General features: G+C 50.9%; 14 protein-coding genes. 3 read left to right on the forward strand and 11 right to left on the reverse strand.

All coding sequences use genetic code 11. The features are described from left to right. Window positions 1-177: 177 nt before the first annotated feature. The 3 genes from radC to QZQ29_RS01005 form a co-directional block, all read right to left on the reverse strand. Window positions 178-861, reverse strand: coding sequence for a DNA repair protein RadC (radC, locus tag QZQ29_RS00995; RefSeq protein WP_296958600.1), 684 nt, complete (start codon window positions 859-861; stop codon window positions 178-180). A 59-nt stretch (window positions 862-920) separates the two neighbouring features. After that, a complete protein-coding gene (locus tag QZQ29_RS01000; RefSeq protein ID WP_296958602.1) occupies window positions 921-1,184 on the reverse strand; it encodes a DUF4321 domain-containing protein in 264 nt (87 codons plus the stop codon). Between the two features lie 488 nt (window positions 1,185-1,672). Beyond that, window positions 1,673-2,248: a hypothetical protein gene (locus tag QZQ29_RS01005; RefSeq protein WP_296958605.1), complete on the reverse strand. Its 576-nt coding sequence runs from the start codon at window positions 2,246-2,248 to the stop codon at window positions 1,673-1,675. 439 nt (window positions 2,249-2,687) lie between these two features. On the opposite strand from QZQ29_RS01005, the gene QZQ29_RS01010 reads away from it, so the two are divergent. The 3 genes from QZQ29_RS01010 to QZQ29_RS01020 are packed head-to-tail and all read left to right on the forward strand — an operon-like array spanning window position 2,688 to window position 4,434. Continuing rightward, the gene (locus tag QZQ29_RS01010) at window positions 2,688-3,152 is read left to right on the forward strand and encodes a hypothetical protein (protein ID WP_296958607.1); all 465 of its coding nucleotides are present in this window, start codon (window positions 2,688-2,690) and stop codon (window positions 3,150-3,152) included. Beyond that, window positions 3,149-3,301 carry a hypothetical protein gene (locus QZQ29_RS01015; protein ID WP_296958609.1) on the forward strand — a complete coding sequence of 51 codons (153 nt, stop codon included), beginning with the start codon at window positions 3,149-3,151 and terminating at the stop codon, window positions 3,299-3,301. The genes QZQ29_RS01010 and QZQ29_RS01015 overlap by 4 nt, the downstream gene beginning before the upstream one ends. A 5-nt stretch (window positions 3,302-3,306) precedes the next feature. Next, window positions 3,307-4,434 carry a sodium ion-translocating decarboxylase subunit beta gene (locus tag QZQ29_RS01020; RefSeq protein WP_296958611.1) on the forward strand — a complete coding sequence of 376 codons (1,128 nt, stop codon included), beginning with the start codon at window positions 3,307-3,309 and terminating at the stop codon, window positions 4,432-4,434. 970 nt (window positions 4,435-5,404) lie between these two features. Here QZQ29_RS01020 and QZQ29_RS01025 read toward each other — a convergent pair. The 8 genes from QZQ29_RS01025 to QZQ29_RS01060 all read right to left on the reverse strand — a co-directional run bounded on the left by QZQ29_RS01025 (window position 5,405) and on the right by QZQ29_RS01060 (window position 14,367). Further along, a complete protein-coding gene (locus tag QZQ29_RS01025; protein ID WP_296958614.1) occupies window positions 5,405-6,502 on the reverse strand; it encodes a glycosyltransferase in 1,098 nt (365 codons plus the stop codon). 190 nt (window positions 6,503-6,692) lie between these two features. After that, the gene (locus tag QZQ29_RS01030) at window positions 6,693-7,181 is read right to left on the reverse strand and encodes a ferritin (RefSeq protein WP_296958616.1); all 489 of its coding nucleotides are present in this window, start codon (window positions 7,179-7,181) and stop codon (window positions 6,693-6,695) included. Window positions 7,182-7,415: 234 nt separating this feature from the next. Continuing rightward, window positions 7,416-8,654: a serine hydroxymethyltransferase gene (gene glyA, locus QZQ29_RS01035; RefSeq protein ID WP_296958618.1), complete on the reverse strand. Its 1,239-nt coding sequence runs from the start codon at window positions 8,652-8,654 to the stop codon at window positions 7,416-7,418. Between the two features lie 201 nt (window positions 8,655-8,855). Next, the gene (locus QZQ29_RS01040; RefSeq protein ID WP_296958621.1) at window positions 8,856-9,419 is read right to left on the reverse strand and encodes a TIGR01440 family protein; all 564 of its coding nucleotides are present in this window, start codon (window positions 9,417-9,419) and stop codon (window positions 8,856-8,858) included. Then, window positions 9,412-9,864: a ribose 5-phosphate isomerase B gene (rpiB, locus tag QZQ29_RS01045; RefSeq protein WP_296958623.1), complete on the reverse strand. Its 453-nt coding sequence runs from the start codon at window positions 9,862-9,864 to the stop codon at window positions 9,412-9,414. The genes QZQ29_RS01040 and rpiB overlap by 8 nt, the downstream gene beginning before the upstream one ends. Before the next feature lie 421 nt (window positions 9,865-10,285). Then, complete coding sequence (locus QZQ29_RS01050; protein ID WP_296958625.1) at window positions 10,286-11,083, reverse strand: undecaprenyl-diphosphate phosphatase; 798 nt, start codon at window positions 11,081-11,083, stop codon at window positions 10,286-10,288. An 18-nt stretch (window positions 11,084-11,101) separates the two neighbouring features. Beyond that, window positions 11,102-12,211 (reverse strand): hypothetical protein, encoded by a 1,110-nt coding sequence (locus QZQ29_RS01055; RefSeq protein WP_296958627.1) that lies wholly within the window; start codon window positions 12,209-12,211, stop codon window positions 11,102-11,104. A gap of 983 nt (window positions 12,212-13,194) precedes the next feature. After that, window positions 13,195-14,367: an aminotransferase class I/II-fold pyridoxal phosphate-dependent enzyme gene (locus tag QZQ29_RS01060; protein ID WP_296958681.1), complete on the reverse strand. Its 1,173-nt coding sequence runs from the start codon at window positions 14,365-14,367 to the stop codon at window positions 13,195-13,197. Window positions 14,368-14,371 lie beyond the last annotated feature (4 nt).

The raw sequence follows: 14,371 nt of genomic DNA on the forward strand, positions 1-14,371 counted from the left end.
AGGCTCCTTAAATAGCTCGCTATTCGCGTCGCCTCATTCCTTGCATTGCATAAAAATTCAAGAATAAAAGCAAACAACGATTTAATCAGCGCTTCCCTAACCCACTAGCCCACTAAGGAATCCCAGTCGGCTGGAAGGCACCGCTAGGCAGTCATCCCAGAATCTTTTCGGTGTTCCTCACAAGCATCCCCGCTCGTGGAGACTTACGAAGGTGCCGTCTCCTATGATTACATGGTCAAGCACTTCCATATCCAAAAGTCTGGCGGCAGCGGCAAAGGCTTTGGTAATGTCCAGGTCCTCTTCCGACGGTTCCGGATAGCCGGAGGGATGGTTATGGACCAGGATGAGGCCGTAGGCTTTATACCGTATGCCCCACTTCAATGCCTCCTTGATATCCACCGGCGCTGCGTTCAGATTTCCTTTCGTAATGATACGATACCCCAGGAGACGGTTTTTCACGTTGACATAGGCCGTAACAAAGTGCTCCTGGTTTTCATGGCGCAGTTTTTCCATGAAAAAAGCTGCCACCTTATCCGGCGCGCTGAAACTGACCAGCTTTCTCTTATCACAGATAAGTGAAAGCCGGCGTCCCAGTTCCACAGCAGCGCAGATGGTGACAGCCTTATCAGGCCCGATGCCCTTGATATCGGTGAGGTCCCGCCAGTTGAGGTCTTCATATCCGTTGATTCCTGTCTCCCGCTCCAGAAGGTCCACCACTTCCTTGGCGATTTCCATCACCGAATGGCCCTGCCTTCCGGTTCGCAGAAGAATGGCCACCAGGTCCGTGTTACTGGCAAGCCTTGGAGAAATCTGGAATCTTTCCCTTGGTTTGTCTTCGCTTCGCATTTCCCGTATCAACATAGTCTTCACCTCATTGCCGGACAATCATCGATATGTGTATGAAATTATAAAGTGAAATATTAAAATTTCTTATACAGCCACGCCGCAATTAAAATCCCGGCGATGCTGATGAGATTTGGCGCAAACCGGAGTCCGAAATGAAACTGGATAATTCCCAGATTCAGGAAAATATCCTTCAAATCGAAGATTTCAAAGGTTTTCGTCAGATAAGGCATGAGCCCTACGAAATTGACCCCTTCCATCACCTGCCCCAGAATGCCGCCAATCAGCGCTCCGGCTGCCAGGAATAGAAGAAGCGGGAGAAATCCCTTGGTAAAATGCATGGTAACAGCTCCTATATTGTAAAGGTTCTCAGGTTTGACAGCGCCTTCGGCCCGAAGGTTCTTAAGGTTCTTAGGTTTGACGCAGCCTACGGCTGCGAGGGTTGTGGTATCGCCGCTTTGCGGCGATGTGTATAAAGTCAGCGTTACGTGCTAGGGAAGCACTGATTAATTCGCAGAATCGAATTTCATATGTATTTTTATCCAATGCTTCGTCATAAGCCTCCTTAAATAGCTCGCTATTCGCGTTGACTTATTCCTCGCACTGAATAAAAATACAAGAATGAAATCCGATAACGATTTAATCAGCGCTTCCCTAGCCTTCCCGCCGGACATGTCATTCTGCCCCCGGGCGAAGAATCTCGGTACGCCGCAAGAATGACACATATGCCAATAACTGCCAGTCGGCGGGAAACGCTAAAGATATATACCGTAAATGAATCCCACCAGTTCACCAGCTCACTAGTCCACCAGCTGACCAGCCCACTATTTCAGAACTCACTGCCAAGAACGATTTTTCCGGATACCCTTTCAGCCAGGGCCTGTCCGGTGGTGTCAGCGCTCCTGCACTGATAAATAACCCGCCAAACCGTATCTTTCTGGGTGAAGATATATTCATCCACCGTAAGATCCGTGCTCTTTCCCCTGCCTGTTTCGGTGAAGGTAAAAGTGAGCTTCTTTCCATCCAGATTTCCAATCTTTACGTCCTTCACATCAGACTTCACATTGGAAAGGGCGGGATTCCCCTTCAGCATATTCTGGGCCTCGGAGACCAGGATTTTTTCATTCATATCGGCCGTCACTTTTTCGCCGGTCACAAGAATCTGCAGATGATTGTTATGCCCTTCTGCCTTCACCACAGAAGCCGCCCGGTCCCCCAGGTCCACCTGCTTCCCATTGGAAACAAGCTCGAAGGGCGTTGAAATGGTAATGGTCTGGTTATCACAGTGAATCCGGTTTCTGCCGAATACGAACTGATCATCCAGACTGCTGCCGCAGCCGGCAAAGAGAAGGGACGTCCCCAAAAGACCGGCGGTCAGTATAATTTTTGATTTTTTGAGATTCATGGTTCAACACTTTCCTCGTAATTTGAGTTATCGATTTTATTATACCATACCACGTAAGGGTTCAGAAGGTTCACCGGGTCCAAGGAGGGTATCGCCCTTCGGACTCATCGAAATGTTTCCCCTCAAAAAAATGTCTCAAATGAATCCAAAAACCAGAAATTAGAAGCCAGTCCCCATCTATCATTTCTTGAGAATTCATATATTACGCTTTATACATTACTGTTCCTCATTTTTTCAGTCTTCATCACGCTTTACTCCAGATTTCCTATGCCATTTCATAAATTAAAAATTATAATTAAATGTCTATATTATAGTGCATATGCTATCAATCATCATTATTTTTGTATTATTCATCTATCAATTCAGCGGCTATAATCATGTCAAATCAAGGCGCTCTCCGGGGCTGGTACCACCCCATTTTCCTTGAAAGGAATCTTTTATGGATACAACAGCTATCAACCTTTCCGATTATCTGTCCCTTGGCCAGAATGCCATGGCCACACGGGTCATCCAGCACGAGGATGCAGCAGATAATTACTCCAACGATTTCAAAAATCTTCTGGCCACACCCCGGCTGATTCACTGGGCCATTGATGCTTCCATCGAAGCCATCGACCCCTATCTGCCGGAGGAGTATGCCAGCATCGGTCTCTCCATCAATTTCGTCCATACTGCCCCCTCCAGTCTGGGCATGACAGTCACCGTCCATGCTTCCATCATTGCCATCACCGACAGGGACGTGACCCTTTCCATCAAGGCCTGGGACGAGCAGGGTGAAATCGGGCACGGCCTTTTGAAACGATCCATCGTTCTGAAGAAGACAGTTCTGGAAAAAGCAGAAGAAAGGACAAGACTTCTCCTCATCCGCCAGGCGAATGAGCAGGTCAGGAACATGAACATATGATGACATTACCGGATAATCTCACAGGCGCACTGATTCTTTCAGTGATTGATTTCTTCTTAAGTTTCATCTTTATTTCCTTTATCGGCGTGGTACTCCATTTCTTCCCCCTCCTGAACAGGCTGGGAACCATTCCGGAGCGAAAGGACTGATAACCATGGATTCCCTTATGAGCACCCTTTTGACGGAACTTTTCCACCAGACCGGCCTTTCTGCCCTGTCCTTTGGAAATCTTATCATGATTGCCGCAGGCCTGGTGCTGCTGTACCTGGGCATTGTGAAGAAATATGAGCCCTTCCTGCTGGTGGGCATCGGATTTTCCTGCATCGTGGCCAATGTGCCGGGCTCTACTTTGACTTCCAATGGTGGCCTTTTCTGGTACGCCTACCAGGGCGTGGAGAAGCTCATCCTTCCGCCCCTCATTTTCCTGGGCGTAGGTGCCATGACCGACTTCGGCCCCATGATTGCCAACCCCAGCCTGGTCATTCTGGGCGCCGCCGCCCACCTGGGCATCTTCGTGGCTTTAATTGGCGCCAATGCCTGGGGCTTCAATCTGGGAGAAGCAGCGTCCATCGGTATCATCGGCGGTGCCGACGGCCCCATGGCCATTTACACCACCATGAAACTGGCGCCTCACCTGCTGCCCCAGATTTCCGTGGCCGCCTACTCCTACATGGCCCTCATGCCCCTCATCCAGCCGCCTATTATGAAACTTCTCACGACAAAGGAAGAAAGAAATATTATGATGAAACAGCCCCGCTACGTTTCGAGGCTGGAAAAAATCGCCTTTCCCATTGTCATGGCTTTCATCGTAAACCTCTTCCTTCCCCCTGTGGCACCCCTCATTACCATGCTCATGCTGGGCAATCTCCTCCGCGAATGTTTGGCGGTGACGAAACTGGCGGAAACAGCCTCCAACGCCCTCCTAAACGTGGTCACCCTGGTGCTCACCGTAGCCATCGGTTCCACCATGGCCGCCGACACCTTCCTCACAGGAAGCACCCTCCTCATCATCCTCCTGGGCCTTGTGGCCTTCGCCTTCGGCACCGGTTCCGGCGTCATCTGCGCAAGAATCATGAACCGCCTCTCCGGTGGACGGATTAATCCCCTCATCGGCTCCGCCGGCATCGCCTCCGTCCCCATCGCCGCCAGGGTATCCCACCTGGTGGGACAGCAGGAAAACAGAAGGATTTTCCTCCTTATGCATGCCATGGGTCCCAACCTGGCCGGCGTCTTCGGCACCGCCATCTCCGGCGGCATCATGCTGGCCCTCCTGGCAAAGTAAATTTCACTCAAAAAAGACTCCCCTGCCATGGGAGTCTTTTTTATGATTTGGAAATAAAGTTTCAAATGACAGCGCCTTTGGCGCTGAGGGTTCTTAAGTCTGACGGGCCTGCGGACTGAAGGTTCTTAAGGTTCTTAAGGTTGGACGGGCCCCTGGCCCGAGGGTTGTGGTTGCCGCTGCGCGGCAGTTTATAGCCCCCTTCCTTTGGAGGGCAGAAGCCCTGCAGAGGGCTTCTGAGCCGGGCTAATATGTGAGCATAGCCTGCACATTAAGCGAACACCTTAAAGCCCGGCCAGCAGGTGTCGCCGTTAGGCGACGGAGGATAGCGTGGATTAGACGATAGAAGTCAGAAATCAGACGCCAGTCTGCGTTACGTGCTTTCCTTCCCGCCGGACATCGTCATTCTGAGCCGCAGGCGAAGAATCTCAGTACAAGTCGCTTATGAGACAAATGCTGTTAAATACAAGTCGGCGGGAAGGCTGCTCTATGCTTTTCCTTGGCTTCATATGCGATGAATAGCATTCTGCTGATTGGCTCACTGCGTTCGCCACCCCCTATCCCGCTTCGCGGGACTTCCTCCACAGGAAAGCGTGTCACACGATTCTCAGGTCGCTACGCTCCCCTACGAATCGTGTACCCTTGCCACCCTATTCAGGGGGCAGAATAAACCGCTCTACGCTTATCTTTGGTATCATGTAGCACACCGCTGAGTACCCATAGTGCCCCTGGCCCTGCCGGGGGAAAGGTGGTGGCGCCAGCCACCAAGGGGGGACGCTTTTCCCCGCCTGCAGACGCGGTTTGCCTGTTTTCCCTGGGCGAAGCCTGGTTGTAAAGGTCTTATACAAACTGGCGGCGCAGCCGCCCACCACAACCCTCGCGCCAAAGGCGCGTCAAACTTAAGCCCCTTTAGTACCTTCGGCCCAAAGGGCCGTCAACCCTCACGCCCGCAAGGGCGTGTCCCTACAGCTTGTCACAACAAGCTGTACAGCACATTCACCACGTCTCTTGCACTGTCGGGGTGCACGTCACCGCAGGCAGCGGCCATGGCGCTTCGGATGTTCGGATTTCTTAAAATCTGCCTAGCCGTTTCCGCCAGTTCTCCCCTCTTCACCCATTCGGCGCAGCCGCGGTTTTTCATGTGGAGGGCGTTGGCCCTTTCCTGACCGGGCAGGGTGTTGACCAGCACCATGGGGAGGTGCATTACCATGGCTTCGGTACAGGTAAGGGCTCCCGGCTTGGTGACCAGGATTTCACTTCTGGCCATGATTTCCGCCACTTTATTGGTATAGCTGTGGAGCTCCACGGGATGGTGGAGTTTGTCGGAGAGGGCGGCCACTTTTTCGTAAAGGTCGATATTTTTACCGGTAATAACGATGAATTTGGAGATTTCATCCACCGCATCCAGACGGAGGATATTGTCTACCACATTTCCCAGACCTAATCCGCCGCCCATGACAAGGACCGCTCCTTTTTCAAAGGGCTTTTTCATTTCCGCCTGGTCATAGAAGGAACGGCGCACCGGAATACCGGTGACGTGGATGATATCACCGGGCACGTCGTAGCTTTCCATCAATGTCTTCAGATCCGGCGTGGCCACGCAGAAGCCATCCAGGTGATGGTCCACCCAGAGCTGGTGAATGTCGAAATCGGTGATAACCCCCAGAAGGGGCATCTTAATTTTCCCTTCCGCCTTCAAAAGGTCCGCCGCCCCTGCCGGGAAGGGATGGGTGAAAATCACGGCATCCGGCTTCAGCGTATTCACAAGCTCCTTCATGCGGCGCTTAAAGGTGAGGGAAAGCATGAGCTGGGACATCTGTCCGAACCGGCTGTTCTGGGAGTCGCTGTACAGATGGTCATACATGGAGGGAAATACATCGATCATCTTCAGGTATGTATCTTTGATGATATGGTCCACCGACAGCTTATTATTGGAAACGAAATCAAGAACGCTGACAGAATCAGAGGGATGGGACGCCTGCATGGCCTCCGCAATCGCCCGGGCTGCCTGGCTGTGTCCCGTTCCTATGCTGGCTGTCAAAATAATAAACTTTCGTGGTTTGTCCGACATGGCAGTTCCCCTTTTCTCTACTCTTACCGATAAATTATATCATATGCCGGCAGGGGACGGGCGATTTTTATTTGAAAAGTTCGAAGGAAATAGGAAAGCGGAGCTTTTTTGGGGCCTCTCCATTTCAGAAGTTTATTTTTATAATGCAATAAAAAAGTACCTCCGGAGAGGTACTTTTATTAATCGGTAATTACCGGCCGCCCAGATGTGCGTCGAACATGAAGAGCAGTCCTTCGCAGTCCTTTGCCTTTTCAAAGCCTGTCACGTTGTCGCGGGCATTGACTTCTTCTTCAATCTGTTCAGTAATGAACCACTGGAGGAATACTTCTGTTTCAATGTCCCCTTCTTCCCTTGCCAGTTTGAAGAGGTTTCTAATGGATTCAGAAACTGCTTCTTCGTGGGAAAGAGAATCTTTCGCTGCGTCCAGGGGGTTGTCGTAATGTTTCTTGACACCTTCGATGGAGTCAAAGTCAACTACGCCGTCTCTGTCTTCCACGTAGGAAATGATTTTGAAAGCGTGTTCTCTTTCTTCTTCATACTGCTTGTCCAGCCATTTAGCATAGCCGTTCAGAGACAGGTTCTTCATGTCGTGGGACATGGCGCGATATAAATAACCGGAAGCGAGTTCCATATTAATCTGTTCATTCAGTGCCTTTAAGAGTTTTTTGGATAATTTCATAAGAGTTTCTCCTTTGCTTCGTCTACACATAGGGAGGCCCACTATCGAACCTCTTCGATATTTATATTATAGCATAGACATTTATCGAAGTAAAGGCGGTTAAACATATTTTTTTTGCCCTGTGAAATGGGATGCTAAGAATTCTAGGGAAGCACTGATTCATTCATAAAGTGCTTCCCCAGACGCAATACAAAAAAGCTCCCCTGAAAGGAGAGCTTTTTTGATACCGAAGGATTATAAATCTTCGTAGAGCGGATATTTTTTGCAGAGTGCTGCTACCCTGTCTGCGCAGGATGCTTTGATGGCTGCGTCTTCGGGGTTCTTTACCACGGTGGCAATGATGTCTGCCACTTCCTTGAAGTCCTCTTCCTTGAGGCCTCTGGTGGTGAGGGCCGGGGAGCCGAGCCGGATGCCGCTGGTAACGAAGGGAGAAAGGGTTTCGAAGGGGATGGTGTTCCTGTTGGCGGTAATGCCGATTTCATCCAATACGTTCTGGGCCACTTTACCGGTGATGCCGATGGCTTTCATATCGGCCAGAAGGACGTGGGTATCGGTGCCGCCGGAAACAACGCGGATGCCCTGTTTCTGCAGTTCATCGGAGAGAACTTTTTCATTTTTCTTAATCTGCTTTGCGTACTGTTTGAAGTCGTCGGAGAGGTCTTCGCCGAAGGCTACAGCTTTAGCTGCAATGACGTGCATCAGCGGGCCGCCCTGCATGCCGGGGAATACGGCCTTATCGATGGCTTTGGCATATTTTTCACGGCACATGATAATGCCGCCTCTCGGTCCGCGGAGGGTCTTGTGGGTGGTGGTGGTGACGATGTCTGCATAGGGCACAGGGCTTGGATATTCGCCGCCCGCTACAAGGCCGGCAAAGTGTGCCATATCCACCATGAAGAGGGCTCCCACTTCGTGGGCAATGGCTGCCATTCTTTCAAAGTCGATAATTCTGGAGTAGGCGCTGGTGCCGCCGATGATGAGTTTCGGCTGTACTTCTTTCGCGATTTTTTCCATGGCTTCATAGTCCAGGAGTTCGTCGTCTTTACGGACGCCGTAGGGAACTACGTTGAAGTAGTTGCCGGAAATATTTACCGGGCTGCCGTGGGACAGGTGGCCGCCGTCGGTGAGGTTCATGCCCATCATGGTGTCTCCCGGTTTGAGGAGGCCGTAGTATACAGCAAAGTTCGCCTGGGATCCGGAATGGGGCTGTACGTTGACATGTTCAGCGCCGAAAAGTTCCTTCGCCCTGTCAATGGCCAGCTGTTCTACCTTGTCTACGAATTCACATCCGCCGTAGTATCTCTTACCCGGATAGCCTTCAGCGTATTTATTGGTGAGCACGCTGCCCTGGGCTTCCATGACTGCGTAGCTTACGATATTTTCAGAAGCAATCATTTCCAGCTTGTTTCTCTGTCTGTTCAATTCTTCCTGGATGGCTTCATACACCGGTTTGTCGTCTTTTAAATGATTCATAGAATAAACTCCCTTCCTTGCAACCTGCCGTTTTCAAACGGCGAACTCCCAAATCTATAGATAGCTGAAATTTTTCAGGTATCAACGGTTTTATTGTACCATACCCATGGCACACCATGAAATAAAAAGGGGCTTAAAACAGGGATATGCTCCCCGTTTCAAACCTCTTCATTGAGTCTTCTGCTGTCTTATGAAATTATATCAGAAAGCGCCCTTGTTGTCATCTTTTTCATAACGGGCCCTTTCGCCGCCGATGAGGGGCGGTCTGGTGCGGGCGCCGGTAACAATGGCCTCCCCTACCCGGTTATGGGCAAGATGCACCGGCACGGCCACCCGTTTCAGGTGCATGCCGATCATGGTAAGACCGATGTCCAGTCCCCCGTCGGCTCTGATTTCTTCTACCGCCACCGGATCCTTAAAATGGTAGTAGGCGTTGGTGGCAAAGGCGCCGCCGCCATGGAGCCAGGGCACCACAGTGACAATTTCGTAGCCATACTTTTCCGCCGCCTCCCTTTCCATGATGAGGGCACGATTTAGATGCTCGCAGCACTGGAAAGCCAGAGAAAGCCCATTCTTCTCAGCAATCTCCATCAGCGTTTCCACCACCGCCGTGCCCACTTCATAGGAACTGTCTTTCCCAATGCGGCCGCCACGGATTTCACTGGAGGATCCTCCGATAACGATAAGACTTCCCTTTTTGAAATGGGAAACTTCCAGAAGCTCCTCAAAGGCCTCAGCCGCTTCTTTCTTCAATTCTTCATACATGGGACTCATCTTCTTCTATTTTGGCAATCTTGCCGATTCTTCTGGCATGACGGCCACCCTCAAAGGGGGTCTTCAGGAATTCATCAAGAATAAACTCCGCCAGCCCCGGCCCAATGACCCGGGCACCCATGGTGATGACATTCGCATCATTATGGGCCCTGGTGAAATGGGCAGAGAAAGTGTCGCCGCAGAGAGCCGCGCGGATCCCCTTCATCTTGTTTGCCGCAATGCACATGCCGATACCGGTACCGCAGATGAGGCAGGCATAGGTCACTTCCCCCTTCTGCACCAGTCGGCAGGCCTTCTCCGCAAAATCCGGATAATCGCAGGACTCCGTGGAATCGGTGCCGCAGTCAATATACTCAATCTTCTCTTCGTCCAGATGTTTCTTCAAAGACGCTTTCAGTTCAAATCCGCCATGATCACTGGCAATGGCAATCTTCATTGGACTCATCCTTTCCATAAACAATGGAAACTATCAACAGAATCAGTATACATCATGATAGAAGGGAATGTAAAGGAAAAAGGGCCCCTTGGCGGCCCATGTTCAGAGGTTTCAAAGAAAAAGGGGTGAGGCTTCTCCGCAGGTTGTGTAGAAGGGTTATGTTCGCTGCCGCTCAGGGGGCGACGGCCCGCATGGGCCGAGGGTTGTGGCAGCGGCTCCGCCGCTGTATTCAGCCTCCTTCCTAAGGAAGGAGGTGTCGCCGCAGGCGACGGAGGATAGGGGTGTCAATTTTGAAAATGACTCAGTAGGAAAAGTGGACGAGCCGATTGGTAAAACGAAAGGTTCCCCGGTTATAGCTCCAACCACACACCCCAAAATAAAAAAAGCACTCCCGAAGGAATGCTTTTTTTATTTCATACTGTTACCAGAAATACGCCAGTGCGAAGGCGGCCACGAAGAAGCGGTAAATGGCAAAGCCGGTCAATGTGGAGGTATTCAGGAATTTCAGGAACCAGAGGATGGAGGCGTAGGCCACTACGAAGGCAGTGACGAAACCTACTGCCAGGACGCCGAAGTCACCCATGGAGAGGCTGCCGATAACCTTCAGGAGGTCGTAGAAGCAGGCCAGAAACATGAGGGGCACAGCCATGATGAAGGTGAAGTCAGCGCCTGCTTTTCTGGAAATGCCAAGGAGAAGGCTGCCGGCAATGGTGCTGCCGCTCCGGGAGAAGCCCGGCCAGAGGGAGAGACACTGGAAGAGGCCGATGATGAAGGCCTGTTTCGTGGAAATTTTATCCACATCGGTAATGGCGAATTCCTTTCCCTTTCTCATCTTTTCCGCCACAATCATGAAGATGCCTCCAAGCACCAGACCGATGATGACGGTGGTGGGGCTGAAGAGGTGATGTTTGATGAAGCCATGGAATAAGAGGCCCATCAGGCAGGCAGGAAACATGGCAATGCAGATATTGAATACAGAGGGCCCTTTCCTGCGGAACCAGTGATGGGTATTCAGGATATAGGTAAATTTTTCATGGTACACCACCAGCACCGAAAGGATGGCACCAAGCTGGATAAATACGTCGAAAAGGTCTGCCAGGGTCCCTTCAAAGCCCAGCATATGGCCTATAATAATCATATGGCCTGTGGAGGAAACCGGAATGTATTCCGTAAGCCCTTCTACAATGCCCACAACCAAAGCACAGAAATATTCGTACACGTTAACACCTCAAACGGTTCATGACTTTGTGGGATTCATGGCACTGACAATGCCTTCCACCTTGTTTTTCGAAAAATTAATAATGAGTACATCACTTTTCCCTTTGGAAAAATAGATGTAAGACGTCTTGGGTTCACTGCCGGACACATTCATTTCCACCCGGTGCGGTTTCCCGTAGAGCAGATCCACCGTGGACACATCATCCCCCAGAGACAGGCCCCGGGACGTGACCATGCGGTTATCCGTGAGGAAAAGGGCGGAAATCAGGGAACTCTTCACTGTGAGACGGACGGCATAACCGGAGAAATAGAGAATTTCTTCCTTGGGATTAGCCATCTTCTTCTCCCATTCTTCAAAGGAATGGGCCTTGAAGGTGCTGGCCAGCTCATAGCCCGCCACTTTGAAATCCCTATCTCCCAGGTACTGCTTTCCCTCACCGTCGTTATAGGAGAAATTATCCTTTTTCACAGGAGATGTGAGCTGGCGGATACGGATAGAAGACACCTTATCCCCTTTCATGGAAAAATCCATTTCCTCATGAGAAATTCCATAGCGGAAATGAAACATTTTCCCATCTCCGTCCCAAAGCACCTCGAGAGGTCTGCCATAGCTCCTGAGCACATCCTCCCGGCTGCTCCCCACACCTATATCCCGGGGCGTCTTAAAAGACGTGCCGGTGACCAGAATCTCCGAAACCCCTTTCCCAGGAAATTTAAAATCCTCCGGCAGGTCGGAGCGATGGGAATAGGAAAGAAGAAATGGCGTCGTCCGCTTCACCGTCATATCTTTGAAGATATAGGAATCGGTGGTATTCTCGTGAATTACCTTCTCCGCAGGTCCCAGGGCAGATGGAAGATTGGAAATAGAATCTCCCAGAGACACCCCGCCTACGGAGAAATCAGCTGCAGAAAGGGGCTTTTCCGAAATCTCCGCAAGCTTCACCGGCTTTTCCTGCGCCCTATCCTTGGAAGAAGCAGCATCCTTCTTCACAGAATTCCCCTCTCCCCTTTCGGTCTGGGCAGAGGCAGCAGGAGCCGTATCGGTTCCCTGGGCATAAACAGAAGAGCCAAAGGCACTGCAGGCAGAAACACAAATGGCCAGCAGCGCCGCCTTTATCCTATATCTCATGGGCAGTCTCCTTTTTGAATACAGCATAAAAGTACCTGGACGTAGGGGTACTAGTTTATTATGATGGTCTAAGCCTGTTCTGTCAAGGGGATACGGCTGGGGCGCTGAGGGTCCAAAAGGTTCAAAAGTGAAGGTTCTTAAGATTGACCGGACTTCCAGGCCGGAGGGTTCTTAAGTTTGACAGCCCTTCGAGCTGAGGGTTGTGGTGGCCATTGGACACGCCTGCGGCGTGAAGGTTCAGAGGGTTCAAAGGGTGGTGGATTGCCCTGCGGGCAATGCTTATAAAATCAGCGTTACGGGATTGCCTTTTGTGTCTACAGTGCTGCATGGCGAAGAGCCAGAGCCCCCTTCCACAGGCAGAAGTCAGCAACACTTCTGAGCCGGGCTAATATGTGAGCATAGCCTGCACATTAAGCGAACACCTTAAAGCCTGGCCAGCGGGTGGCGCCGTTAGGCGACGGAGGAACAGCGTGGGTTTTGAAAAAGGGTTCAGAGGGTTCAAAAGGTTCACAGGGTTCAGAGGGTGTGGTATCGCCCTGCGGGCGATGGGTATAAAGTCAGCGTTACGTGCTTCCCTTCCCGCCTTCATCGTCATTCTAAACATGACGGCGAGTCAGCCACCTCTAGGGAAGCACTGATTAATTCGCAGAATCGAATTTCATAAGTATTTTTATCCAATGCTTTGTCATAAGTCTCCTTAAATAGCTTGCTATTCGCGTCGACTTATTCCTCGCATTGAATAAAAATACAAGAATGAAATCCGATAACGATTTAATCAGCGCTTCCCTAGTGTCTTTTTTTCCCCCTTTTGGTGCCTCTTTTCCCCCCGCCCGCAAGGGCGGTTGTAAAGGTTTTATCTATACTGGCGCCTTCAATTATTTAAAAGGCGCCACCGCCACCCTTTGAACCTTCTGAACCCGGGCTGCGAAGCAGCCCCTGTCCACACAAAAAAAGCCCCGCCATGAAGCGGGGCTCTTACTTACTCAATCTTTTCTATATTTATCCACGAAACGGCCAATCCGTTTCAGCGCTTCCGCCAGGTTTTCGCGGCTGGCGGCATAGGAGATGCGGATATGGTTCTTTCCCTGAGGGCCGAAGCAGGTGCCCGGGACTACGCCTACTTTTTCTTCCTTCAGCAGACGGTCGGCGAATTCTTCGTCGTCCATGCCGGTGATGCTGATGTCCGGGAAGATATAGAAGGCGCCTTTTGGCTTGAATACGGAAAGTCCGATTTTCTTCAATCCATCATACACCATTTCCCTGCGGGCGGCGTATTCATTGTACATGGCCTTCACGTCTTCGTCGCAGTACCGGAGGGCAGCAATGGCGCCATACTGGCTGGTGACGCTGGCGCAGAGGATTTCATACTGGTGGACCTTGTAAATCTGTTCCATGATTTCACGGGGCCCGCAGATATAGCCGATTCGAAGGCCCGTCATGGCATAGGATTTAGAGAAACCGTTCATGGTGAGGGTTCTTTCCTTCATGCCGGGGAGGGAGGCAAAGCAGTTGTGGGTGCCTTCGTAGGTGAGATCGCAGTAGATTTCATCGGAAATCACCACCAGGTCATGCTTTTCTGCAAAGGCAGCAATCTTTTCCAGAGATTCCCTGTCCATAACGGTGCCGGTGGGGTTATTCGGATAGCCGATGAGGATGGCCTTGGTCTTTGGGGTGACTTTCTTTTCCAGTTCCTCCACGGTGAGCTTGAATTCATCTTTTCCGTAGGTTGGAACCAGAACCGGATTGCCCCGGGCAATGGATACACAGGCAGGATAAGCCAGGTAAGCGGGGTCCGGGATAAGCACTTCATCTCCCGGATTCAGAAGAGTGGTCATGACGAGACCGATGGCTTCGGAAACGCCTACGGTGACCATGATTTCATCCACCGGATCATAGTCCACATGGTAGCGGTTATGGAAGAGTTTTCCGATTTCCTTGCGGAGTTCCGGAAGACCCCAGTTGGAAGTATAGGAAGTTTCCTTCCGTTTCAGACTTTCAATGCAGGCATCAATGACCTTGTCCGGCGCCGAATAGTCTGGTTCCCCTACGCCCAGGGAAATCACGTCCTTCATGGTGCTGGCCAGATCGAAGAATTTGCGGATACCCGAAAAAGGTACCGCTTTAATATTGGATGCCACTTTTTCATCCCAATTGATCATA

This window comes from uncultured Dialister sp., from assembly GCF_900538805.1.
Lineage (GTDB): Bacteria > Bacillota > Negativicutes > Veillonellales > Dialisteraceae > Dialister.

Bases quoted from the DNA above. Each gene is read 5' to 3' on its own strand.
- rpiB (WP_296958623.1), bottom strand. From the start codon at position 9,864: ATGAAGATTGCCATTGCCAGTGATCATGGCGGATTTGAACTGAAAGCG.
- QZQ29_RS01010 (WP_296958607.1), top strand. From the start codon at position 2,688: ATGGATACAACAGCTATCAACCTTTCCGATTATCTGTCCCTTGGCCAG.
- radC (WP_296958600.1), bottom strand. From the start codon at position 861: ATGTTGATACGGGAAATGCGAAGCGAAGACAAACCAAGGGAAAGATTC.
- QZQ29_RS01005 (WP_296958605.1), bottom strand. From the start codon at position 2,248: ATGAATCTCAAAAAATCAAAAATTATACTGACCGCCGGTCTTTTGGGG.
- QZQ29_RS01040 (WP_296958621.1), bottom strand. From the start codon at position 9,419: ATGTATGAAGAATTGAAGAAAGAAGCGGCTGAGGCCTTTGAGGAGCTT.
- QZQ29_RS01000 (WP_296958602.1), bottom strand. From the start codon at position 1,184: ATGCATTTTACCAAGGGATTTCTCCCGCTTCTTCTATTCCTGGCAGCC.
- QZQ29_RS01025 (WP_296958614.1), bottom strand. From the start codon at position 6,502: ATGTCGGACAAACCACGAAAGTTTATTATTTTGACAGCCAGCATAGGA.
- QZQ29_RS01015 (WP_296958609.1), top strand. From the start codon at position 3,149: ATGATGACATTACCGGATAATCTCACAGGCGCACTGATTCTTTCAGTG.
- QZQ29_RS01020 (WP_296958611.1), top strand. From the start codon at position 3,307: ATGGATTCCCTTATGAGCACCCTTTTGACGGAACTTTTCCACCAGACC.
- glyA (WP_296958618.1), bottom strand. From the start codon at position 8,654: ATGAATCATTTAAAAGACGACAAACCGGTGTATGAAGCCATCCAGGAA.
- QZQ29_RS01030 (WP_296958616.1), bottom strand. From the start codon at position 7,181: ATGAAATTATCCAAAAAACTCTTAAAGGCACTGAATGAACAGATTAAT.
- QZQ29_RS01055 (WP_296958627.1), bottom strand. From the start codon at position 12,211: ATGAGATATAGGATAAAGGCGGCGCTGCTGGCCATTTGTGTTTCTGCC.